Genomic DNA, 21,601 nt, shown 5'->3' on the forward strand with positions numbered 1-21,601 from the left:
CGGGAGGTGACGGTATGACGGATGTGGAGGCTCGGCCGGAGACGGCCGAGGGAGGTCGTGCGGGGCTCGGGGTCCGGGCGCTGGTGGTGTTCTACGTCAGCAGTCTGGTGGGCACGGGCATCCTGCTGGTGCCGGGACTGACGGAGCGGCAGGCGGGTCCCGCCGCGCTGCTCGCCTGGCTGGCGCTCGCGCTCAGCTCGTACCCGTTCGCGCGCTTCTTCGCGGAGATGTCGGCGTGGCGGCCGGACGCGGCGGGGCTGGCCGCCATGGTGGAGGCCGGGTTCGGGCGGCGGCCGGGCCGGGCGGCGGCGCTGCTGCTCGTGGCCACGTACGTCATCGGCAACCCGGTGATGGGCATCGTGTCGGCCCGCTGCCTGCTGGGTCTGCTCGGCGAACCCGACGGGCCGGTGTACCCGCTGGCCATCGGTTTCATGGCGCTGTCCGCGGCGTTCACGCTGCTGGGCCTCACGGCGGGTGCCCGCGTCCAGGCCGCCGCCCTGGTCGTGCTGCTGCTCGGGCTCGGCGGGGCCGTGGTCCTCGCCGTGCCGCGCTTCGACGCGGGCCAGTACACGCCGTTCGTCACGCAGGGCTGGGGCGGGGTCGGCATCGCCGTCGTGACCGCCTTCTTCTCCTTCCTCGGCTGGGAGAACGTCTCCACGCTCGCCGAGCAGGTCGACGACCCGGCCCGGAGCTACCGGCGGGCCATCCGCTGGGCCGTCCCGATCGTGGGTCTGCTCTACGCGGTGGTGACGGCCGCCTACCTCGCCGTGCCGGGCGACGAACCGGTCGTGATCACGGCCCTGCTGGGCGCCTCGCTCGGGGAGGGCGGCGCGATCGCCGGCGACCTGCTCGCCCTGGGCCTGGCCGTCGTCGCCACCAACGCGTGGGTCCTCGGCGCCACCCGTGTCGTCCGGGCCGCCGCCCGCGAGCGGATCCTGCCGAAGCGCCTCGCCGACCGGCCGGTGCCGGCCACGCTCGCCCTGGCCCTCGCCTACGCGGCCGTGCTCGGCGTCCTGAACCTCGCCGGGACCGGCGAGGAGCCGGCGCTGGTCGTCACCAGCAGCGCCTTCCTGCTCCTGTACGTCGCGGCGGCCGCGGCCGCCCTGCGGGCGCGCGGCACCGGCCGGGCGCTGCGGGCGACGGCCGTGGTGACCCTGCTGATCGCCGCCGTGTTCCTCTCCTTCGCCGGCACGGGGCTGCTGTTCGCCCTGGCGCTCGCCGCCGTCTGCGTCGTGCTCACGGCCGGCCGGTCCCGTACGTCCTGAACCGCCGCTCCGGCCGACCGACTTCCCCGAACTCCCCGAACTCCCCGAAAGGGTTTCCGCCATGAACGAGACCACCACCCCCGTCTACGACGTCGTCGGTGTCGGCTTCGGGCCCGCCAACCTGGCGCTCGCGATCGCCATCGAGGAGCACAACGAGCAGGCCGCGCCCGGCGAGGAGCTGACGGCCGTGTTCCTGGAGAAGCAGCCGGCCTTCGGCTGGCACCGCGGCATGCTCATCCCGGACGCCACCATGCAGGTCTCCTTCCTCAAGGACCTGGCCACCCTGCGCAACCCCGTCAGCCGGTTCGGCTTCGTGCCCTATCTCCACGACCGGGGCAGGCTGGTCGACTTCATCAACCACAAGGCGCTGTTCCCGACCCGCGAGGAGTTCCACGACTATCTCCAGTGGGCCGCCAACGGGGTGGACCACATGGTCCGTTACGGCCTGGAGGTGACCGCGATACGCCCCGCGGACCGGGCGGGCCAGGACGGCCCCGTCGTCGAGGTCGACGTGGCCGCCCTCGGCGGCGCCGGCAGCGGCGCCGAGGCGGAGGCCGTCACCTACCGGGCGCGGAACCTGGTCATCGGCACCGGCCTGGTGCCCCGGCTCCCCGAGGGCGTCGAGTCCTCCGAACGCCTCTGGCACAGCAGCGAGTTCCTGCACCGGCTGGCCGCGCTGCCCGGCGGGAGCCCGCGCCGGTTCGTGGTGGCCGGGGCCGGCCAGAGCGCCGCCGAGATCGCCGACCACCTGCACCGCACGTACGAGGACGCCGAGGTCGTCGCCGTGCACACCCGGTACGGGTACAGCCCGGCCGACGACAGCCCGTACGCGAACCGGATCTTCGACCCGGAGGCGGTCGACCTCTACCACGGCGCCGACCCGTCCGTCCGCCGCACGCTGATGGACTACCACCGCAACACCAACTACGGCGTCGTCGACATGGACCTCATCGAGGAGCTCTACCGCCGCTCCTACCAGGAGAAGGTGCGCGGCGAGCAGCGGCTGCGCATCCTCGGCGTCACCCGGATCACCGGGGTCGAGGAGGGCCCGGACGGCGTCCGCGTCGAGGTGCGGAACCTGGCGACCGAGGAGACGGAGACGATGACGGCCGACGCCGTCGTGTACGCCACCGGCTACGGCGAGCCCGACCCGACCCGGCTGCTCGGCGAGCTGGACTCCTCGTGCCTGCGCGACGAGGACGGCCGGCTGCGGGTGCGCCGCGACTACCGGGTGGAGACCGCTCCGGGCGTGGAGGCCGGGATCTACCTGATGGGGGGCACCGAGCACTCGCACGGCATCACGGCCAACCTGCTGTCGATGGCCGCCGTCCGGGCCGGCGAGATCTGCGACTCCCTCGCGGAGCACCGCCGTTCCGCCAGGCGGTCCCCGGTGGCGGTGACGGGCTGAGACCCCGTACAACCTGCACACCGGCCATTTCGCAGCGAGAGGGAACCATGAGCACCACCACCGCCACTCCCGACGACCAGTCGACCGTCACCGAGCGGACCCGGCTGCGCCGCATGCGGGAGAAGGGCAGCCACCGCCGCGCCGACCTGGACGCGGTGCTCGCCGCGGGCTTCCTCTGCCACCTCGGCGTCACCGTCGACGGCACGACGATGGTGGTGCCGACGGTGTACGGCGTGGACGGCGACCGGCTGTACCTGCACGGCTCCGTCGCCAGCCGCAGCCTGGTCCAGGCCCCGGACACCACCGTCTGCGTCACCGTCACCCACGTCGACGGCCTGGTCCTGGCCCGCTCCGTCTTCGAGCACGGCGTCAACTACCGCTGCGCGATGGTCTACGGCGTGCCCCGGATCGTGACCGACCCGGAGGAGAAGCTGCGCGGCCTGCGGGCGCTCACCGAGCAGAGCTCGCCGGGACAGTGGGAGTACGCGAGGCAGCCCAGCCGCAAGGAGCTCGCCGCGACGTCCGTCCTCGCCCTCGACCTCACCGAGGCATCGGTGAAGACGCGGACCGGTCCGCCGGACGACGGGGACTCCGAGGACGCGGCGCTCGGCCTGTGGGCGGGGGTGCTGCCGGTGGTGTCCACCTTCGGAGAGCCGGTCACCGACCCCGTCCTGCCCGCCGACCTCGCGCCGCCGGCCCACGTCGCCACGCGGGCGGGCCGGCCGACGGACGCCGGCTAGGACACGTCTCCCGGATCATGCCGGGCTCGCGGCGGTGCCCTCATGCCGCCGGGGGCCGGCGTGCGGCGCCGTCGAGGAGCTGGAGGTCCAGGCGGCTGAGGTGGTCCGCGTCGGCCAGCAGGTCGACGGAGGTGATCAGGTCGTGCAGGACGGTGAAGCCGAGGACCGCCGTGGCGTCGCCGGTGCCCGCCGGATCGCCCTCGACCAGGCCCGCCATGCCGTCCACCAGGGCGGGGCGGGCCACCCGCGCGTGCCGGGCGACCGGCCGGGCGACCGCCGGGGCCCCGTGCGCCGCGGCCGTCCCCGCACGGACGGCCGCGGCGTCGGCCCGGAGCACCACGTCCGGGTCGAGCAGGGCGAGGAGGCCGTCGAGGTCGCCGTTGCGGGCGGCCGCCAGGAGGGCCGCGACGACCTCGCGGCCCCGGTCGGGATCGGGGTGCGGCATCTCCTCCGCGCCGCCCACCCGGTGCCGGGCGCGGCCCGCCAGCTGCCGGGCGGCGGACGGGGTGCGCTCCAGGATCCCGGCGATCTCCTCGTAGGGCTCGGCGAACAGGTCGTGGAGGACGTACGCCAGCCGTTCGGAGGGAGTCAGGCCGTTCAGGACCTGCGCGAGGTCCGGGGACGCGGAGTCGCGGTCGGCGGCGAGCAGGGCCCGCCTGCCGGGGTCGGAGACCTGCTCGGGCCGGTGCGGCCGGTGGGGTGCGCCCACGGCCCAGGGGTCCCACGGATCCCAGGGTTTCCCCCGGTGGGCCTCGCGGGCCCGGAGCCGCTCCAGGCAGACCCGGGCCACGACCTCGGTCGGCGGGTCGCCGCGCCGCACCGAGGCCCGTACCGCCTCCCGTGCCGCGCGCAGCACCGCCTCCCGTACGGCGTCGTCGGCCTCGTCGAACGTGCCGAGCAGGCGGTACGCGACGGCCCGGAGCCGCTGCCGCTCCTCCTCGAAGCGGGCGGCGACGGCCCGGTCGTCCCTGTCGTGCGTGACGTCATCCACGGGGTGTGACCTCCGTGACGCGGGGTGCGGCCGCCGTCGGGGTCCCGACGGCGGCCCTGGGTTCGCCCGGCGTCAGTCGCCGTGTCCGGTGCCCCCGCTGCCGAAGCCACCGCTGGAGATCCCGCCCCACTTGCGCTTCTCCTCGCTGGGCGGGTCGGGCGAGCTCTCCGTACCGCCGGAGCCCTTCAGCTGGTACGGCATGAGCCGGTGCTCGCCGTCGTTCTGCGGCATCTCCTCGGCCCTGCGGTATTCGGACGTCTCGCCCGGCAGGGCTCCGGTGTCGGGCCGGTGCGGCTGTTCGTCCGGCTTGGGCGGTGAGGATTCGCGGTCGCGGACCCGGAAGCCGAGCCAGACCGCGCCGATGAGCACGGCGACGATGACCAGGCCGCCGAGAAGCTGTCCAAGACCTGACTGCCAAACCCCAGCGGCCAGGACCTCTGCTGCGCTGAGAGTGTTCATACCTTCAGGATTACCCGATTCCGCTTATTCGGATACGTCGGGCGGGAATCCCCTCGGAAAATGCCCGCGATCCGCTGAAACATTTCCCCGCCCCCATCGCGTCAATGAGGTGTATGGCGACCACACCACGTGACCGTGAGGGAAGGGAGGGGCATGAGAAAGTCCCGCGCGGACGAGTTCCTGGAGTTCGCCTCCGCACGCACGGGGCACCTGTACCGGTCGGCCTGCCTGCTGACCAGTGGCGACACCCATCTCGCCGAGGACCTCACCCAGGAGACGCTGGGCCGGATGTACGCGCTGTGGGGGCGCATGGCCCGCGTCGGCAACCCCGCCGCATACGCCCAGACCGTGCTGGTGCGCACCTTCCTCAGCCACCAGCGGCGCCGGTCCGCCACCGAGCGGCCGCTCGGCGAACTGCCCGACCGCGCCCCCGACACCGGCGAGGACCCGGCACTCCGGATCGCGCTGCTCGACGCGCTGGCCGGCCTCGCGCCCAAGGACCGGGCGGTCGTGGTGCTGCGGTACTGGGAGGACCGCAGCATCGAGGAGACCGCCGATGCCCTGCACGTCAGCTCCGCCGCGGTGCGCACCCGCTCCGTACGGGCACTGTCCCGGCTCCGCGAACGGCTCGGCGGCAGCATCGCCGAGTTCGCCGCCCGCTAGGGCCTGTCGTCACATTCCCCTCTGCCCCGCGACGCCTGGCACGCGCTCTCGCCGCACCGGGCGAAAGCGCGAGTACGCCCAGTACGAGCACTTCCACCCGGCACACCGAGAGCACGCACCAGACGCCGCAGGGCCGCCCTTCGGGCAACGAGGGGAATTTGACGACAGGCCCTAGGACGCATCTCCTCCGGCGGGCGCCGGCCAGACGGCCGGACCGGCAGACGGCCGGACCGGCAGACGGCCGGACCGCCGGCCCGTCAGACCGCCGGCCCGCACGCGCCACACCCCGCACTCCCGCCCGCACACGTCCCGCCCACGAACCGGAAACGGTGGTTCCGCCATGCCCCAGAACGAAGGTCTCCCGCACGACGACCCCCGGAACGCGGGGTTCGAGGAGGAGCTCGGCGCCGTCCTGCGCCGCACCGGCGACGGCTTCTCCGCCGAGGGCCGCCGCGAGCTCGTCGCGGGCGGCCTCGCCCGCGGCCGGCGCCGCCTCGTGCGCCGCCGCCTCGCCGTGACCGGCGGCGCCCTCGCCCTCGCCGCCGTCGGCATCGGCGGCGCCTACGGAGGATCCCTCCTGGGCCCCGGGGGCGCCGCGACGACCACCTCCGTCGCCGCCCCCAAGCCCACGCACTCCTCCGGGGGAAGCACCACCGGCACCGCCACCCCGCAGAAGCCCGTCGAGGCGCAGATCCCGGTCGCGGACATCGCGGCCGTACTCAAGGCCAACACCCCGGCCGGCGAATGGGAGATCGCCGGCCTCGACGGCCGCGGCCAGTCCGTCGCCGGCGTCTACGACGACGGGGACGGCCGTGCGGCGGTCTCCGTCGGCCTCTACCGCGCCGCCGGCGGCGAGGGGGGCTCGTCGCAGGTCGAGTGCCCGAGCAAGGCGTACGTCCCCTACGACGACTGCGTCACCGAGCGGCTGCCGAACGGCGCCCGGCTGATGATCCTCCGGGGGTACGAGTACCCCGACAAGCGCGAGGAGACCAAGTCCTGGCGGGCGGTCCTGCTCACCAAGGACGGCTTCCTCGTCGACGCGAGCGAGTACAACGCCGCCGCCGAGAAGGGCTCCCCCGTCAGCCGGGAGAACCCGCCCTTCACCCCGGCCCAGCTCAAGGCGCTCGTCACGGCCGACGCCTGGCGCCCGCTGCTGAAGCAGCTGCCGGAGCTGCCGCGGGTCAACGCCGAGCCCGGCACCCACCGGACGCCCCCTCAGCCGGTCGGTGACGTGGTCCCGACCACCCTGCGCTCCCTGCTCCCCAAGGGCCTCAAGGTCGTGGAGAAGGGCGGCGACGGCGAGTTCGGCTATGTCGTCGTCGACGACGGCGAGGGGAAGAGCCTCGTCCAGATTAACGTCCAGTGGGGCATGGAAGGCGCCGCCGGCGACCTCTTCGGCAGCGGCGACGTCACCACGCTGCCCGACGGCCGCAAGGTCAAGCTCACCCGGCAGCCCGGCGAGAAGGGCGGTGCCGGCGTCGTCTGGTGGACCGTCGACACCATGACGCCCGAAGGCTTCCGCGTCGTCGTCTCCGCCTTCAACACCGGCGCCCAGCACGAGGACGCCACCCGCTCCGAGCCCGCGCTGACGATGGCGCAGCTGAAGGCGATCGCGCTCAACGGCAGGTGGCAGGACCGGCCCGCGAGGTAGCGCGCTCCGCACGGGGGAGAGGGGCGGCGGGCCGACCTGCCGCCCCTCGCCGCGCGTCTGCGCGGCTCCCGCCCCACCCCGCGTCCCGCCGTCGTCCTACTTGGCGTCCGCGTACCGCTCGACCGTCGCCGTCGTGAACGGGAAGCGGACCGGGGTCTCGCCGAACGCGATCCGCCCCGCCTCGTCGCCGGCCGCGCGGATCGCCGCCGTCACCGCCTCGGCCTCCTCCGCCGGACAGTGCACGATCACCTCGTCGTGCTGGAAGAACACCAGCTCCGCCCGCATCCCCGCGAGGGAGCGCCGCAGCGCCGCCAGCATCAGCAGGGCCCAGTCCGCGGCACTGCCCTGCACGACGAAGTTGCGGGTGAAGCGGCCCCGCGCCCGGGCGTTCCCCGAGGCGTACCCCGGGACGAACTCTCCGCTCTCCGGCTCCGGTTCGCCCGAGTCCTGCGGCAGTCCCGCCTCGTCGGCGTCGCCCGAGCCGACCGCCCGCGGACTGGTCCGGCCCAGCCAGGTCCGGACGAGCCGGCCCTCCTCGCCCGCCTTCGCCGCGTCGTCGACATAGGCCACCGCGCGCGGGAAGCGGCGCCGCAGCGCCGCCAGGTTCTTGAGGCCGTCGCCGCTCGTCTGGCCGTAGATCGCGCCGAGCAGTGCGAGCTTGGCGTGCTCGCGGTCGCCGGAGAAGGCCCGGTCGGACAGCCGGGTGTACAGGTCGTCGGGGTGCCCCGCGACCTCCATCAGCCCCGGGTCCCGGGAGATCGCGGCGAGCACCCGCGGCTCCATCTGGTCGGCGTCGGCGACCACGAGCCGCCAGCCCTCGTCCGCGACCACGGCCCGCCGGATCACCTTCGGGATCTGCAGGGCCCCGCCGCCGTTGGTCGTCCAGCGGCCGCTGACGGTGCCCCCGGGCAGGTACTCCGGCCGGAACCGGCCGTCCCTGACCCAGTCGGCCAGCCACGACCAGCCGTGCGCCGTCCAGATCCGGTACAGCTTCTTGTACGCGATCAGCGGCTCCACCGCCGGGTGGTCGACCTCCGCCAGCTCCCAGCGCCGGGTGGACCGCAGCCGCACGCCCGCCTGCGCGAACGCCCGCACCACGTCGGCCGGCAGGTCGGGCCGGACCCGGCGGCCGAGCGCCGCGGACACCTCGTCGGCCAGCTCGGCGAGGCGGCGCGGCTCGCCCCCGCCCGCGTACCGCTCGCCGAGCAGCTCGTGCAGCAGCTCCCGGTGCACGTCCGCCCGCCAGGGCAGTCCGGCCCGGTGCATCTCGGCGGCCACCAGCATCCCCGCCGACTCGGCGGCCGTCAGCAGCCGCATCCGGCCCGGGTGCTCGGCCCGGTCGTGCCGGCGCAACTGCTCCGCGTAGACCGCGAGGAACCCGTCGAAGGGAACGGAGACCACGGGCCGCGGCTCGAAGAGGGAGTCCTGCGAGCCGGGCTCCGCACTGCGCTGCGGCGGGTCGGGAGGCACCGGGGCGTTCCGCAGGCGCGCCCAGGCCGCCGCCGCCGAGCGGGGCTCCCCGAGCCGCCCCTCGTGGCCGAGGAGCAGCTGCTCGGCGTCCTCCACGTCGTAGCACCGCTCGACCCGCACGCCCGCGGCGAGGAGCCGCGGGTACACCTCGGCCGTCGACCGCCACACCCAGCGGGCCACCTCGGGCCGGTCCCGCACGGCCGCCACCAGGTCCGGCTCGCGCCGCACCGGCCCGGCGGGCGCGCCGTCCGGGCCGAGGGGCACGAGCAGCGCTCCGTCCCCCTCCGCCTCGGCGGCCAGCGCCCACCTCTCGCTCATGCGTCCGAGTCTGGCACCCGCCACTGACAAACCCCGGAAGCCGCCCCGGCGGCCGCGGACGCCGCCCCCGCACGCGGCCCCGGAGGCGGTCCTGCACGCGGCCCCGGACGCGGGCGCTACGCGGCCGCGTGGAAGAGGGCCGCGGCCTCCCCGCGGGAGTCGACGCCCAGCTTGTTCAGGATGTTCGCGACGTGGAACTTGACCGTGGACTCGCTGATGTGGAGCTCCTCGGCGATGCGCCGGTTGCGGTGGCCGAGGGCGAGGTGGCGGAGCACCTCGACCTCGCGCTCGCCCAGCCCTGTGAGCGGATGGGCGGCCTCGACGGCCGCCTCGGGCGTGGCGAGCGGGATGACGGCGGTGACGGTCGAGCCCCAGCCCGGCACGATGTCCGTGTCCAGCCGGCCGCCGAGCACGTCGACCCGGTCGCGGATCGTGCCGGCGCCCAGGTCGCAGGGGGCCAGCGCGCCCGCGCCGTCGTCCCGCACCGAGGCGCGCAGCTCGTGCTCGGTCAGCTGCCAGCCGACGTGGACCCGCCGGACCGACTCCTGCTCCAGGACGACGAGCAGCAGGGCGCGGACGACGGCCCGCGCGCTGTGCGCCACGTCCGCCGCCAGGGAGCGGTCCGAGTCGGGGGCGCCCAGCTCCAGCCGGACGGGGCTGTGGCGCAGCATCGGCCGCAGCTCGGCGGCGAGCCGCTCGAAGGCGTCCTGCGCGGGCTCCTCCGCGAGCGCCCGGTCCCGGCGCTGCGCCGCCCGCATCTCGATGAGCGCCGAGGCCGCCAGGTCGGTGGCGGTCGTCCGGGCCGTCGTGTCGTCGAGGGCGCGGCTCCGCAGCACGCCGAGGACCCCGGAGAGCGCGGCCGTGTGCGCCGCCGTGAGCTCGGCGATCACGCGCGCGCGGGTGTCGGCCGCGGCCCGCGAGCGGGCCAGCGCGCCCGGCAGGGCCTCGCTCGCGAACCGGTCGAAGTGGCTGGTCACCAGGTCCCACAGCGCCTGGGCGACAGCGAGCGCGTCCGGGCCGGCGGGGGCCGCGCCGTCCTCGCGGACCAGCACGAGGAGCGCGCCGCGGCGGGTCGCGTGGCTGGTGACGGCGACGATCTCGCGCTCCCGGCCGCCGACCGTCGCCACGCCCTGCCAGGGTGCGCCGGGCACGCCCGCCGCGAGCAGCGGCGCCAGTTCGGAGGCGGTCGGACCGTCCGTGCCGGCCGTCGTCTTGAAGGGCGAGTGGGCGCAGTGGGTGGAGAGTTCGGCCGCTTCCGCGTGCGGGACCAGCGGGCCGAGGGCGGCCGAGACCCGCGGGAGGATCCGGCCGAGGGGCTGCCGGAGGATCTCGTACACGGTGGTCAGCGTGAGCGCGTCCATGCCGAGCAGCGTATGCCCGAACAGGCGGACGGCGGCCGGTCTTTCGGACAGGTGGGACTGGCCGGAGGGAGGGCGGGGAGCCGGTGGCCGCGGCGGCAGTCTGGGCCGTGTCGAAGAGCGGGAAATCCGAACGGGCAGCACGGGAGGCTGGGATGGCCGGTATGGAAGCGATCGTGTACGAGGAGTTCGGCGGGGCCGAGGTGCTGCGCCACGCGACCGGCGTCGCCGTGCCGGTGCCCGGCCCCGGCGAGGTCCGCGTCAGGGTGGCGGCGGTCGGGCTCAACCCGGTGGACTGGAAGCGCCGCCGCGGCTGGGTCGAGGAGTTCTACCCGACGACCTTCCCCGCCGTCCCCGGCCTGGAGTTCGCCGGCACCGTCGACGCGCTCGGCGAGGGCGTCACCGACCTGGCCGTCGGCGACGAGGTCCTCGGCTGGACGAAGACCGGCGCCTACGCCGAGTACGCCATCGCCGGCATCGTCGCCCGCAAGCCCGCCGGGCTCTCCTGGGAGGCCGCCGCGAGCCTCCCGGTCGCCGGGGAGACCGCGCAGCGGGTCCTGGACCTGCTCGGCGTCGAGCCGGGCGAGACCCTGTTCCTGCACGGCGCGGCCGGCGTCGTCGGCTCGGTGGCCGTCCAGCTCGCCGTCGCGGCCGGGGTCACGGTCGTCGGCAGCGCCTCGGAGTCCAACCACGCCTACCTGCGCGAACTCGGCGCGATCCCCGTGACGTACGGGGACGGCCTGGCCGACCGGGTCGGGGCGGCCGCCCCGGAGGGTATCGACGCGGTCTTCGACGCGGCCGGCCACGGCGTGCTGCCGGTCGCCGTCGCGCTCCTCGGCGGAGAGGGGACGGCGGACAAGGCGCGGATCGTGACCATCGCGGCCACCGACGCCGCCGAGCACGGGATCGCCTTCTCCGGCGTCTCGGGGGATCCGGAGGACGTGCGGCGCGGCCTCGCCGACCAGGCCCGCCTGGCGGCGGAGGGCGCCCTCGCCGTCCGCCTGGCCGACACCCTCCCGCTCAAGGAGGCCGCCCGGGCACAGGAGGCGAGCGAGTCGGGCCATGTGCGGGGCAAGTTGGTCTTGCTCCCGTAGGGCCTCCTCGCCGGGCGGAGGGATGAGAGGATCCCCTCGCCCGTGAGTGCCGGTCCGACCGTGGAAGGCGACGACGATGTACACGATGTCCCTGGGAGACGACGGCGCGGAGCTGCGCCCGCTCGAACCGTGGCAGGCAGACGAGTTCCTGGCGCACATCGACCGGGGGCGGGAGTTCATCGGCGCGCGCAACGGGCTCCCCGACGTCGTGACCGACCTGGAGTCCAGCCGGGCGTTCCTCCGTCTCTACGCGGAGAAGGTGGCGGCCGACACCGGCCGCATCCACGGCATCTGGTCGGACGGCACCCTGGTCGGCGCCGTCATCCTGCGCACCCTCGACGCCAAGGGCGGTACGGCGGAGGCCGGTTGCTGGCTGGAGCCGACGGCGGTCGGCCGGGGTCTGGTGACCCGGGCGGCCCGCGCGCTCATCGACTGGGCGATCGAGGTCCGTGGAGTCCACCGCGTCGAATGGGTGGTCAACTCCGACAACGAGCCGAGCATCGCCGTGGCCCGGCGCCTGGGCATGACGAGGGACGGCGTCCTGCGCCAGAGCTACGCCTACCGGGGCCGGCTCCACGACCAGGAGGTCTGGTCGGTCCTGGCGCCGGAGTGGCGCGGGAAGGCCGACGGCTGAGGGCTCGGACGGTGACCCGCCGCGCGCGCCGGGACAGGGGCGGGGCGGTGACCCGGCTCCGACCCTTGTCACCGCCCCGACCTCCACCATCGCCGCTCAGCGCGTGAGCCGCCACGCGGGGAGGGCCGAAGCGGCGACCGCGACCACCGCGCACACGGCGGCCGACGCGCCGACGAGCGACCACGGAACGGCCAGGACGGCGGGCGCGGAGAGGGCGGCGAGTCCCGCGCCGAGGGTGCCGAGGACGGCGGCCGCCACGGCCAGGCCGAGGGCGGCCCCGACGGTGACGGCGAGCACCGCCTCGCCCGCCACCACCCGCAGGATCTGGGACCGGGTGGCCCCGGCGAGCCGGAGCGAGGCCAGCTCGCCGCCCCGCACGGAGGTCGCCATCAGCAGGGTGTTGGCCAGGCCGATCACCGTGTAGACGAGGGCGATGCCGAGGACCAGGACCATGCCGAGCCGGTTCCGCGGGGCGTCCGTGCGCCGCTCGGCCTCCGCCCAGGCGTCCGCCGTCCTGACGGTCCCGCCGCTCGCCGCCAGGGCCCGCGCCGTCGCCGCGCCGCCGCCGCGCGCGTCGATCCGGTCGACGGCGGAGCCCGGCGCGTTCGCCCGCGTGACGCAGGGGCCGTTGTCACCGGTGCCCAGGGCGAGGACGGCCGCGACCCGCAGCCGCACCGGACCGCTGCCGTCCGCCCGCCAGACCTCGACGGTCTCGCCGACCCGGCGCCGCTCGAACTCCTCGTTCACGACGATCGACCGGTCGTCCAGGTCCCGCAGGTCGCCCGCGACCACCGGCAGCCGGGCCAGCTCCGCGAAGGCGGCCGGGTCGGCGACGGCCCGCGCCCCGTACTTCACGACGGCCTCGTCCCCGTCCCGCACGAAGACGGACGTCGCCCCGGTGGCGGAGACGACGGCCCCGGCCGGCGCGGCCACCGCCCGCAGCTCCTCGCCGGCCACCACGTAGGCGGCGGCCGTCTGCTCCCGCGCCTCGGCCTCACGCGCCCGCGTGACGCCCGCCGACGCGCCGAAGAGGGTCCCGGCGAGCGCCACGGTCACGAGGACGGGCGCGGCGACGGCGGCGGTCCGGCGCACGGAGGCCGCGCTGTTCTCGCGTACCAGCGTCCCCACCGCCCCCCGGAGCCGCAGCAGCCGGGACACCGGCCGCACCAGGAGCGGGGAGAGCAGGGCGACGCCGCCGGTCAGCAGCATCGGCAGGGTCGTGTACGTCTTCCGCTTGAGCAGCTCGGACGGCTCGGTGGCGTACGTCCAGGCCAGCAGCCCGGCCCCGGCCAGGAGCAGGCCCGTGCCGAGCAGGGCCCGGCCCAGGGGCAGGACGTCGGTGTCGACGTCCGCCTCGCGCAGCGCGGCCGTCGGGCCCACCCGGCCGGCCCGCCGCGAGGCGGCGACCGCTCCGGCGAGGGCGACGGTCGTCCCCGTCCAGAAGGCGACGTGGAACGGCCAGGAAGCCGTGCCGATCGTGAACCACGCGGGCGCGAGGCCGCCGTCGACCAGGGTCCGTGCCAGCAGCGGCGCCCCCAGGGAGCCGAGCGCGCACCCGGTGGCGGAGGCGAGCACGCCGAGCGCCGCCGCCTCGGCGAGGAGGAGTCGCCGGACCTGCCCGGGGGTGGCCCCGGCGGTCCGCAGCAGCCCGAACTCGCGGCGGCGCAGCGCGACGGCGAACGCGAACGTCGAGGCCACGACGAAGACGGAGACGAAGGCGGTGACGCCGCCCGAGGTGCCGAGCAGGGCGTTGAGCGACGTGAGCGCCCGGGCGTCCCGCTCCGGATCGGGGTCGGCGCGCACCCGCTCCGCGCCGGTGAGGACCTGCGCCCGCCCGCCCACGAGGGCCCGGACCTCGGCGGCGGGGGCGTCCACGCCGACGGCGGCGGGCGGACCGCCGTCCCCGGGCGCGGTGACGGTCCAGCGGGCCTTCAGGGCGCGCAGGACTTCGTCGTCCACAGGCTGTGGACGGTCGAGCGGCCGCGCCACGGACACGAGGTCGGGCCCGCGCCGGACGTCGAGCACCAGCCGGTCGCTGCCCATCACGACGACGGGCGACGAGGAGAACCGCTCGGGAGAACGCGCGGGCGCCTCGAAGGTCGCGGCCAGCCCCAGCCCCATCGTGGTCAGCAGCCCCACCCCGAGGGCCAGTGCGGCGAACCCGCCGAGGAAGGAGGCCCAGCGGGCCCGCAGCCCGGTCAGCACGACGGTCAGCATGCCGGGCTCCCCGCGGCCGCGACGGCGCCCGCCGTCGCCTCCCCTTGCGCACCGGACCGCTCCTCGGGGCGGGCCGCCGTCCCGGGGCCGGTCTCCAGGCCCGCCATCCGGGCCGCGACCGTCTCCACCGTCGGCGCCGGCAGCTCGCCCGCCAGGCGCCCGTCGACGAGGAAGACGACGCGGTCGGCGCGGGCGGCGGCCACCGGGTCGTGGGTGACCATGACGATCGTCTGCCCGTCGCGGTCGACGAGCTCCCGGAGCATGCCGAGCACCTCGCGGCCGGTCGTCGAGTCGAGCGCGCCGGTCGGCTCGTCGCCGAAGAGGACGGCGGGCCGGGTGATCAGCGCCCGTGCCAGGGCCACCCGTTGCTGCTGGCCGCCGGAGAGCTCGCCGGGCCGGTGGCGCTCCCGCCCGGCCAGCCCCACGCGCGCGAGGGCCTCCCGGACCTCGGCACGGGACGGGCGGCGGCCCGCGAGCCGGAGCGGCAGGGCGACGTTCTGCGCCGCGGTCAGGGAGGGCAGCAGGTTGAAGGACTGGAAGACGAAGCCGACGCGCTCGCGCCGCAGCAGGGTCAGCCGCCGTTCGCTCAGTCCGTCCAGGCAGGTGCCGCCGACCGTCACGCTCCCGGCGGTGGGCCGGTCGAGGCCGGCGGCGCACTGGAGCAGGGTGGACTTGCCCGAGCCCGAGGGGCCCATGACGGCGGTGAAGGTCCCGGTGGCGAAGTCGAGGTCGACGCCGTCCAGGGCGCGGACGTCCCGGTGGTGCCGGGTGAGTCCCCGGAGCCGTACGGCGGCGGGGGAGGCGGTGGTCGTGGTCATGGCTCAAGCGAACCGTTTCGGCCGGCTCGGATCACGACCGCTGAGGGGCGTCCCCGGGGTATGCCTGGCCCTACCCCCGCCGGGGTGCCCGACCCCGTCCGGCGGGGGTGCACGCCCCGTACGCCCGGGGTGCCCGCCCCGTCCGCCCGGGGTTCCCGCCCCGTACGCCCGGGCTGAGACCATCGTGGCATGAGCACCACGATCGACAGGGCCTTCGAGGCGCTGTACGCGAGCGACGACGGATCGCTCGACACGGCGGCCTCGCTCCTCGCCGCCGACCGGGGCGCCGACGGGGAACTGGCCCGGCGCGGCGAGGAGTTCCTCCGCACCCTGTGGGGCCGCGGCTGGCAGCCCGCCGACCTGGACCGCACCGCCCGCCGCGAGCTGTCCGAGGCGCACGTCCTCCTCCTCTCCGACCTGGTCAGGAAGGAGACGGCCGGATACGCGCGGCTGCCGCACCGGTGGCGGGCGCAGCTCGACGAGCTCGACGACACGGCCCCGCGCCCCACGGACCGCTTCTCGCACGCCACGACCGTCCTGGAGCTGTACCGCCTCCTGGTCCGGCTGCCGCGGCTCGACGCCGTCGGCCCGGCCCCCGGCGACGCGCTGCCGCCGCCGGCCGCCGGGGAGCCCCGCATGCTCGGCCGCATCCGGGCGCTCCTCGCCAAGGCGGAGGCGACCGGCTACCCCGAGGAGGCGGAGGCTCTCACGGCGAAGGCCCAGGAGCTCATGGCCCGCCACAGCCTCGACGAGGCGACGCTCGCCGCGGGCGCGCCGACCCCGGAGACGCCGGGTGCGATCCGCGTCGGTGTGGAGCCGCCGTACGAGCAGGCGAAGGCGATCCTGCTGGACGCCGTCGCCACGGCGAACCACTGCCGGGCCGTGTGGAACGAGGCGTACGGCTTCTCGACGGTGGTCGGCTTCGAGGCGGACCTCGATCCGGTGGAGCTGCTGTACACGTCGCTGCTGGTCCAGGGAACGGCGGCGATGACCCGGGCGGAGGCCGAGCAGCGGGCGGGCGGCCGCAAGCGCACCAAGTCCTTCCGGCAGTCGTTCCTGCTCGCGTACGCCAACCGGCTGGGCGCCCGCCTCGCCTCGACGTCCCGCCGCGTCGTCGCCGAGGAGCCCTCGCTCCTGCCGGCCCTCGCCTCCCGCGACCTCGCCGTCACCACCCGCACGGACGAACTCTTCCCCGAGACCCGCACCACCCGGGTCCGCGCCGCCTGGGACGAGGACGGATGGAACCACGGGGCCTCGGCGGCCGACCAGGCCGGGCTCCACCCCCACCGCCCCTCCCTCCGGGACCGTCCCGCGCCCTAGGGCCTGTCGTCACATTCCCCTCTGCCCGCGACGCCTGGCACGCGCTCTCGCCGCACCGGGCGAAAGCGCGAGTACGCCCAGTGCGAGCACTTCCACCCGGCACACCGAGAGCACGCACCAGACGCCGCAGGGCCGCCCTTCGGGCAACGAGGGGATTGTGACGACAGGCCCTAGAGGCTGTCCGGAAGGCGGGCGAAAAGCCCGTTTGGTACCGAATCGCGGATACGCTCGCCGCATGAGTTGGCTTCGGGCGCTGAAGGAGACCTCCCGCTCGGGGCTCAGCATGGAGCGGCGGCGGCTGGAGCCGGCCATCGCGGCGCGGGGGGCGCTGGGACTGGCCCTGGTCATGGGGGTCTCGCTCGCGTTCTTCGGCCCGTCCGTCGCCGCGTCGTCCGCCTTCGGCGCCTTCCAGGCGGCCATCGCCACCTTCCAGCGCTCCTGGCGCCCCCGCCCCACCCTGGCCCTCGCCTCCGGCGCCAGCCTCGCCGTCTCCACGTTCCTCGGCTACCTCACCGGCTCCCACGAGGCGCTCTTCCTGGCGCTGCTGCTCTCCTGGACCTTCCTCTCGGGGCTGGCCTGGGCCGCCGGCCCCACCGCCGGCATCATCGCCTCCTCCAACGTGGCGATCATGCTGGTGACGATCACCCTCCCCACCTCGGTCGCCACCGCCGCCGGCCATGCCGCGGTGATCTTCGCGGGCGGCGTCGTCCAGGCCGCGCTGGTCGTCCTCCTCCCGGTCCGCCGGTGGGGCGCCCAGCGCGACGCCCTGGCGGACGCGCTGGCCGCGGAGGCCGACTACGCCCGACGGCTCCGCCACGACCCGGTCGCCCCCTTCGACCCGGTCCCGCTGATGACCGCCCGCAGCGCCGCCGCCGTGACCCCCCGCCAGGCCCGCCGCCGCCCGGCGGAGCTGCACGGGGCTCGGGGCCTGGCGGAGCGGATCCGCCCGGTGCTCGCCTCGCTGGCCGACCCCGCCGTCGGGGTGCCGGAGGAGGGCCCCGCGCGCGACCGGGTCCGGGAGCTGCTCGCCGCGGCCGGCGCGCTCCTGGACGCCGCCGCCCACGCGATCCGGCACGGCGAACCGGTCGTCCTGCCCCCGCAGGCCGTCGCCGCGCTCCGCACCCCGGACACCGGCGCCCTCCTGTCCGGCCCGTCCCGCCGCGCGGCCCTCCGGCTGGCCGCGCTGCTGAGCGACGTCGTGGAGACGGCGGAGCCGCGTACGGAGACGTCGTCGCGCGCGGCGGCGCGGGGGGCGGACCCCCCGGCGCGCCCCGTCGCCCGCACCCGGCCGACCCTGGTCCGGCTCGCGCCCCTGGTGGCGGCCCGGATGCGGGCCGAGCTGCGGCCCGACTCGCCGGTCCTGCGCCACGCGGTGCGCGTCTCGGCGGTCACGGCGGCCGGCTGGCTCCTGGGCGGGGTGCTGCCGTTCGGCCACGGCTACTGGGCGCCGATGGCGTCCGTGATGGTGATGCGGCCGGACTTCTCGCAGACGTACGCCCGCTCGGTGGCCCGCTTCGGCGGCACGCTCGTCGGGGTGGCGCTGGCGACGGCGGTCGTGCAGTCGGCGCACCCCGGCGTGTACCTCTCCGCGGTGCTCTCGGTGGTGTGCGCCTTCGGGATGTACCTGCTGATGCGGACCGGGTACGCGGTGAGCCAGGTCTTCGTCGCGGCGTACGTCGTCTTCCTGCTGGGCATGGACGGCGCGGGGCTGACGCAGACCGTGCGGGACAGAGTGCTGCTGACCCTCATCGGCGGGCTCCTGGCGATGCTGTCGTACGCCGTCTACCCGGCGTGGGAGACGCCCCGGCTGCGCGGCCGGCTGGCGGACTGGGTGGCGGCGGTGGGCGCGTACGCGGCGGCCGTCACCGCGCGGTACGCCGACCCGTCCGGCCCCGCGGGACCCGACGTCCGGGAGGCCCTCCTCGCCACCCGCGCCGCCCGGGTCGCCTGGCAGGAGGCCCTCGCCCGGGCCACCCACGAGCCGGTCCGCCACCGGGGCCTCTCGCACGCGGCGGCGGAGCAGGCCGAGGAGGCCCTCGCCGAGTTCGGCCGGGTGGCGATGCTCATGGAGGCGCACGTGCCGGAGCGCGACGTCCCGCCCGTGCCCGCCGCGGCGGGCCTCGCGGAGTCCCTCCACCGGGCGACCGAGCGCGGCGCGAAGGCGATCCGGGAGCGCCGGGAGCCCTCCTGGGGCGACCTCCGCGAGACCGTCGCCGCCTGGACCGCCGATCCCCCCGACCACTTCCTCCTGCACAAGGGGGCCACCCTCCTCCTCGACGCGCTGGACGAGGTCACCACCGGGCTGACCCCCTCCTCCCGCCCGCGCGCCGGTGACCGCCGCCGCGAGTGACGCCCGCCGTGACCGCCCCCGGGAGCGACGCCGGGGAGTGACGCACCTCTCCTGGCAGTCATTGGAAATGATTACCGTTTTCGTTTACTCTCGCACCATGGCACGCAACGAGCTCCGCCCCGTGGTAAGGCTCCGGTCGACCGCGGGCACCGGATTCACCTACGTCACCCGCAAGAACCGCCGTAACGACCCCGACCGCCTGGTCCTGCGCAAGTTCGACCCGGCCGCCGGCCGTCACGTCGACTTCCGAGAGGAGCGCTGATCGCGCCGTGAAGCCCGGAATCCACCCTCCGTACGAGCCCGTCGTCTTCCGTGACAAGGCGGGAGGCTTCGCCTTCCTCACCCGTTCCACGCTCACCGGCGACAAGACGGTGGAGTGGGAGGACGGCCGCACCTATCCCGTCGTCGACGTCGAGATCTCCTCGGCGAGCCACCCCTTCTACACCGGCACCGCCCGCGTCCTGGACACCGCGGGCCGGGTGGAACGCTTCGAGAAGCGGTACGGGAAGCGCGCCGAGGACCCCGGCGCGACCCGCTGACCGTCACCGCCGCCCCCGCCGGCCCCTGCCCTCTCGGGAGGGTTCAAGATCAAGAGTCGTAGGATCGGTGGGGGCGGGCCCGGCGGACCACGGTTCGTCAGAAACGTTCCTGCGGTGCCGGTCGCCCGTACCGGGCGGTAGCACGCTGCGTCGCGTAGCCACTACGCCACCCCCCGTGCACGTGCATCTGCTCATGCAGGGGCATGTGAACACAGCTATGATCCGAGGAAGTTGACACCTGCAACAAGCAACTCGGGGAGCTACCAGTGCACCATGCGCATCGCGCGTACAACGGCATGGCGGCCACGGAGCTGCGCGGTGTCGAGTGGCAGAAGAGCAGGCACAGCAACTCCCAGGGATCGTGCGTGGAGTTCGCCAAACTGCCCGGGGGAAACGTTGCCGTCCGCAACTCGCGCCACCCCGACGGGCCCGCGCTCGTCTACACGCCCGCGGAGATAGAGGCGCTCCTGCTGGGCGTCAAGGACGGGGAGTTCGACCACCTGGTCTGACCGAGGACACGGGAAAGGGCCCCGGCGGTGTTCGCCGGGGCCCTTTCCCGTGCCGTTCTCGCGTGGTGCGGCGCCGCTACTCCGGACCGATCCGGAACAGCGCCCACACGACCTTGCCCTGGAGCGTGCCGGCGAGCGGGTGCCAGCCCCAGCTGTCGCTGAACGAGTCCACCAGGAACAGTCCGCGCCCGGACTCGGCGGAGAAGTCCTCCTCGCCGCCGCGCGCCTCCGGGCTCTCCCTGCTGGGGTCGCGCACGGCGCACACCAGGCGCGAGGCCCAGCGCATGAGGTGCAGTCTGACCGGCGGGTTCTGGCCTTCCTCCTGGGGCGCGTCACCCGGCACCGCGTGGCGCAGCGCGTTGGTGACGAGCTCGGAGACGACCAGGGCGACATCGTCGAAGCGCTCGGTCAGCTCCCAGCGGTCGAGCGTCGCGCTGGTGAACTTCCGGGCCCCGCGCACGGCTTCGTACCGGGCGGGCAGGGCGCAGGAGGCGGAGGTGGAGACGGCGCCGGGATCGAGCGGCGGTAGGCCCTGCCGTAAAGGCTCGAGCACGGTCGATCCATTCGTCCCCATGCGAGGCACTCCCGGGAATCGCGACTGTGGTGCGACAACACGACAACACGAACGAGTACGCGGCTGCGCGGGGTCCATGGTTCCGAATGCGCCCACTGGATGCAAGGGCAGATGCACGTGCACGCGCCGGACCTGTCCGTCCCCGTGCCGAATCTGTGCATAAGTCGTCCACTCGTGAAGGGGAACTTTCCACGATGTGCGTGCGGTGTGCGCCCCGACCGCTCGGATCTCGCCGCCATTCCGTAATCGAATGTGTACGCGCTGAAGCGTTTGATGGCAGAATCCGGGGCTCGACGGGGGCTCGACACCGTAAAGGGGAGGCTGGGAGCCGTGACCGCAGGCGAATCGAGCGGAGCTACCGGGAGCGTGGTGCGGCGCATCCTGCTGGGCTCCCAGCTGAGGCGGCTGCGCGAGTCGCGCGGGATCACCCGCGAGGCGGCCGGCTACTCGATCAGAGCGTCCGAATCCAAGATCAGCCGTATGGAGTTGGGGCGGGTGAGCTTCAAGGCCAGGGACGTCGAGGACCTCCTCACGCTGTACGGGGTCGGGGACGAGGCCGAGCGCGGCTCGCTCCTCGGTCTCGCCCGCGAGGCCAACGTCGCCGGCTGGTGGCACAGCTTCGGCGACGTCCTGCCGGGCTGGTTCCAGACGTACATCGGCCTCGAAGGCGCCGCCTCGCTCATCCGCGTCTACGAAGTCCAGTTCGTCCACGGCCTGTTGCAGACCGAGGCGTACGCCCACGCCGTCGTCACCCGCGGCATGCCCGACGCCTCGCGCGCGGAGATCGACCGCCGCGTCGCCCTCCGCCTGGAGCGCCAGAAGGTACTCGTCTCCGAACGCGCCCCGCAGTTCCACGCCGTACTCGACGAGGCCGCCCTGCGCCGCCCGTACGGTGACCGGGCCGTCATGCAGGGGCAGTTGAGGCACCTGATCGAGATCTCCGAGCACCCCGGCGTCACCCTCCAGGTCATGCCCTTCAGCTTCGGCGGCCACGCGGGCGAGAGCGGCGCCTTCACCATGCTGAGCTTCCCCGAGTCCGACCTCTCCGACATCGTCTACCTGGAGCAGCTCACCAGCGCCCTCTACCTCGACAAGCGCGAGGAAGTGGCCCAGTACCAGCGGGTGATGGAGCGACTGCAGATGGACGGTCCGGATCCGGCCGAAAGCCGGGACCTTCTCCGGGGCCTCCTCCAACTCTCCTGATACATCAGTACGATGACGCC

The 21,601-nt window shown here is 75.1% G+C and carries 20 protein-coding genes; 13 read left to right on the top strand and 7 right to left on the bottom strand.

The window, feature by feature from the left end; translation table 11 throughout:
* The first annotated feature begins 14 nt into the window (after positions 1 to 14).
* The 3 genes from AB0424_RS25535 (at position 15) to AB0424_RS25545 (ending at position 3,413) form a co-directional block, all read left to right on the top strand.
* Positions 15 to 1,265, top strand: a complete 1,251-nt coding sequence (locus tag AB0424_RS25535; protein WP_366308866.1) for an APC family permease — start codon at positions 15 to 17, stop codon at positions 1,263 to 1,265.
* A gap of 61 nt (positions 1,266 to 1,326) precedes the next feature.
* Positions 1,327 to 2,673, top strand: a complete 1,347-nt coding sequence (locus tag AB0424_RS25540) for a lysine N(6)-hydroxylase/L-ornithine N(5)-oxygenase family protein (protein WP_366308867.1) — start codon at positions 1,327 to 1,329, stop codon at positions 2,671 to 2,673.
* Between the two features lie 47 nt (positions 2,674 to 2,720).
* Entirely contained in the window at positions 2,721 to 3,413 is a 693-nt protein-coding gene (locus AB0424_RS25545) for a pyridoxamine 5'-phosphate oxidase family protein (protein WP_366308868.1), read from the top strand.
* A gap of 40 nt (positions 3,414 to 3,453) precedes the next feature.
* On the opposite strand, the gene AB0424_RS25550 is transcribed toward AB0424_RS25545, so the two are convergent.
* Both AB0424_RS25550 and AB0424_RS25555 read right to left on the bottom strand, forming a co-directional pair.
* Positions 3,454 to 4,404 (bottom strand): sigma factor-like helix-turn-helix DNA-binding protein, encoded by a 951-nt coding sequence (locus AB0424_RS25550; protein WP_366308869.1) that lies wholly within the window; start codon positions 4,402 to 4,404, stop codon positions 3,454 to 3,456.
* Between the two features lie 72 nt (positions 4,405 to 4,476).
* Positions 4,477 to 4,863 (bottom strand): DUF6479 family protein, encoded by a 387-nt coding sequence (locus AB0424_RS25555; protein WP_366308870.1) that lies wholly within the window; start codon positions 4,861 to 4,863, stop codon positions 4,477 to 4,479.
* Between the two features lie 153 nt (positions 4,864 to 5,016).
* On the opposite strand from AB0424_RS25555, the gene AB0424_RS25560 reads away from it, so the two are divergent.
* Complete coding sequence (locus tag AB0424_RS25560) at positions 5,017 to 5,526, top strand: SigE family RNA polymerase sigma factor (RefSeq protein WP_366308871.1); 510 nt, start codon at positions 5,017 to 5,019, stop codon at positions 5,524 to 5,526.
* Positions 5,527 to 5,866: 340 nt separating this feature from the next.
* Positions 5,867 to 7,177, top strand: coding sequence for a hypothetical protein (locus AB0424_RS25565; protein ID WP_366308872.1), 1,311 nt, complete (start codon positions 5,867 to 5,869; stop codon positions 7,175 to 7,177).
* A 96-nt stretch (positions 7,178 to 7,273) separates the two neighbouring features.
* Here AB0424_RS25565 and AB0424_RS25570 read toward each other — a convergent pair whose 3' ends face one another.
* Positions 7,274 to 8,965 (bottom strand): bifunctional 3'-5' exonuclease/DNA polymerase, encoded by a 1,692-nt coding sequence (locus AB0424_RS25570; RefSeq protein ID WP_366308873.1) that lies wholly within the window; start codon positions 8,963 to 8,965, stop codon positions 7,274 to 7,276.
* A gap of 116 nt (positions 8,966 to 9,081) precedes the next feature.
* On the bottom strand, positions 9,082 to 10,326 hold the full coding sequence (locus AB0424_RS25575) for a LuxR C-terminal-related transcriptional regulator (protein WP_366308874.1): 1,245 nt from the start codon (positions 10,324 to 10,326) through the stop codon (positions 9,082 to 9,084).
* Positions 10,327 to 10,487: 161 nt separating this feature from the next.
* On the opposite strand from AB0424_RS25575, the gene AB0424_RS25580 reads away from it, so the two are divergent.
* Both AB0424_RS25580 and AB0424_RS25585 read left to right on the top strand, forming a co-directional pair.
* Positions 10,488 to 11,417, top strand: coding sequence for an NADP-dependent oxidoreductase (locus AB0424_RS25580; RefSeq protein WP_366308956.1), 930 nt, complete (start codon positions 10,488 to 10,490; stop codon positions 11,415 to 11,417).
* 76 nt (positions 11,418 to 11,493) lie between these two features.
* On the top strand, positions 11,494 to 12,051 hold the full coding sequence (locus AB0424_RS25585) for a GNAT family protein (RefSeq protein WP_366308875.1): 558 nt from the start codon (positions 11,494 to 11,496) through the stop codon (positions 12,049 to 12,051).
* 96 nt (positions 12,052 to 12,147) lie between these two features.
* On the opposite strand, the gene AB0424_RS25590 is transcribed toward AB0424_RS25585, so the two are convergent.
* Positions 12,148 to 14,268: an ABC transporter permease gene (locus AB0424_RS25590; protein WP_366308876.1), complete on the bottom strand. Its 2,121-nt coding sequence runs from the start codon at positions 14,266 to 14,268 to the stop codon at positions 12,148 to 12,150.
* The gene (locus tag AB0424_RS25595; protein ID WP_366308877.1) at positions 14,262 to 15,086 is read right to left on the bottom strand and encodes an ABC transporter ATP-binding protein; all 825 of its coding nucleotides are present in this window, start codon (positions 15,084 to 15,086) and stop codon (positions 14,262 to 14,264) included. Before AB0424_RS25595 ends, AB0424_RS25590 begins: the two co-directional genes overlap by 7 nt.
* 189 nt (positions 15,087 to 15,275) lie before the next feature.
* On the opposite strand from AB0424_RS25595, the gene AB0424_RS25600 reads away from it, so the two are divergent.
* The 5 genes from AB0424_RS25600 to AB0424_RS25620 all read left to right on the top strand — a co-directional run bounded on the left by AB0424_RS25600 (position 15,276) and on the right by AB0424_RS25620 (position 19,804).
* Positions 15,276 to 16,406, top strand: a complete 1,131-nt coding sequence (locus AB0424_RS25600) for a DUF2786 domain-containing protein (RefSeq protein WP_366308878.1) — start codon at positions 15,276 to 15,278, stop codon at positions 16,404 to 16,406.
* A 235-nt stretch (positions 16,407 to 16,641) separates the two neighbouring features.
* On the top strand, positions 16,642 to 18,756 hold the full coding sequence (locus tag AB0424_RS25605; protein WP_366308879.1) for an FUSC family protein: 2,115 nt from the start codon (positions 16,642 to 16,644) through the stop codon (positions 18,754 to 18,756).
* 97 nt (positions 18,757 to 18,853) lie between these two features.
* Complete coding sequence (gene rpmG, locus AB0424_RS25610; RefSeq protein ID WP_366308880.1) at positions 18,854 to 19,018, top strand: 50S ribosomal protein L33; 165 nt, start codon at positions 18,854 to 18,856, stop codon at positions 19,016 to 19,018.
* A 7-nt stretch (positions 19,019 to 19,025) separates the two neighbouring features.
* Positions 19,026 to 19,295, top strand: a complete 270-nt coding sequence (locus AB0424_RS25615) for a type B 50S ribosomal protein L31 (protein ID WP_366308881.1) — start codon at positions 19,026 to 19,028, stop codon at positions 19,293 to 19,295.
* A 296-nt stretch (positions 19,296 to 19,591) separates the two neighbouring features.
* Complete coding sequence (locus AB0424_RS25620; protein WP_366308957.1) at positions 19,592 to 19,804, top strand: DUF397 domain-containing protein; 213 nt, start codon at positions 19,592 to 19,594, stop codon at positions 19,802 to 19,804.
* A 76-nt stretch (positions 19,805 to 19,880) separates the two neighbouring features.
* On the opposite strand, the gene AB0424_RS25625 is transcribed toward AB0424_RS25620, so the two are convergent.
* A complete protein-coding gene (locus AB0424_RS25625; protein WP_366308882.1) occupies positions 19,881 to 20,378 on the bottom strand; it encodes an ATP-binding protein in 498 nt (165 codons plus the stop codon).
* Positions 20,379 to 20,708: 330 nt separating this feature from the next.
* Between AB0424_RS25625 and AB0424_RS25630 the strand changes: the two genes are divergently transcribed.
* Entirely contained in the window at positions 20,709 to 21,581 is an 873-nt protein-coding gene (locus AB0424_RS25630) for a helix-turn-helix transcriptional regulator (protein WP_366308883.1), read from the top strand.
* The last annotated feature ends 20 nt before the right edge of the window (positions 21,582 to 21,601 follow it).

It is taken from the genome of Streptomyces sp. NPDC051180 (assembly GCF_040689545.1).
Classification (GTDB): domain Bacteria; phylum Actinomycetota; class Actinomycetes; order Streptomycetales; family Streptomycetaceae; genus Streptomyces.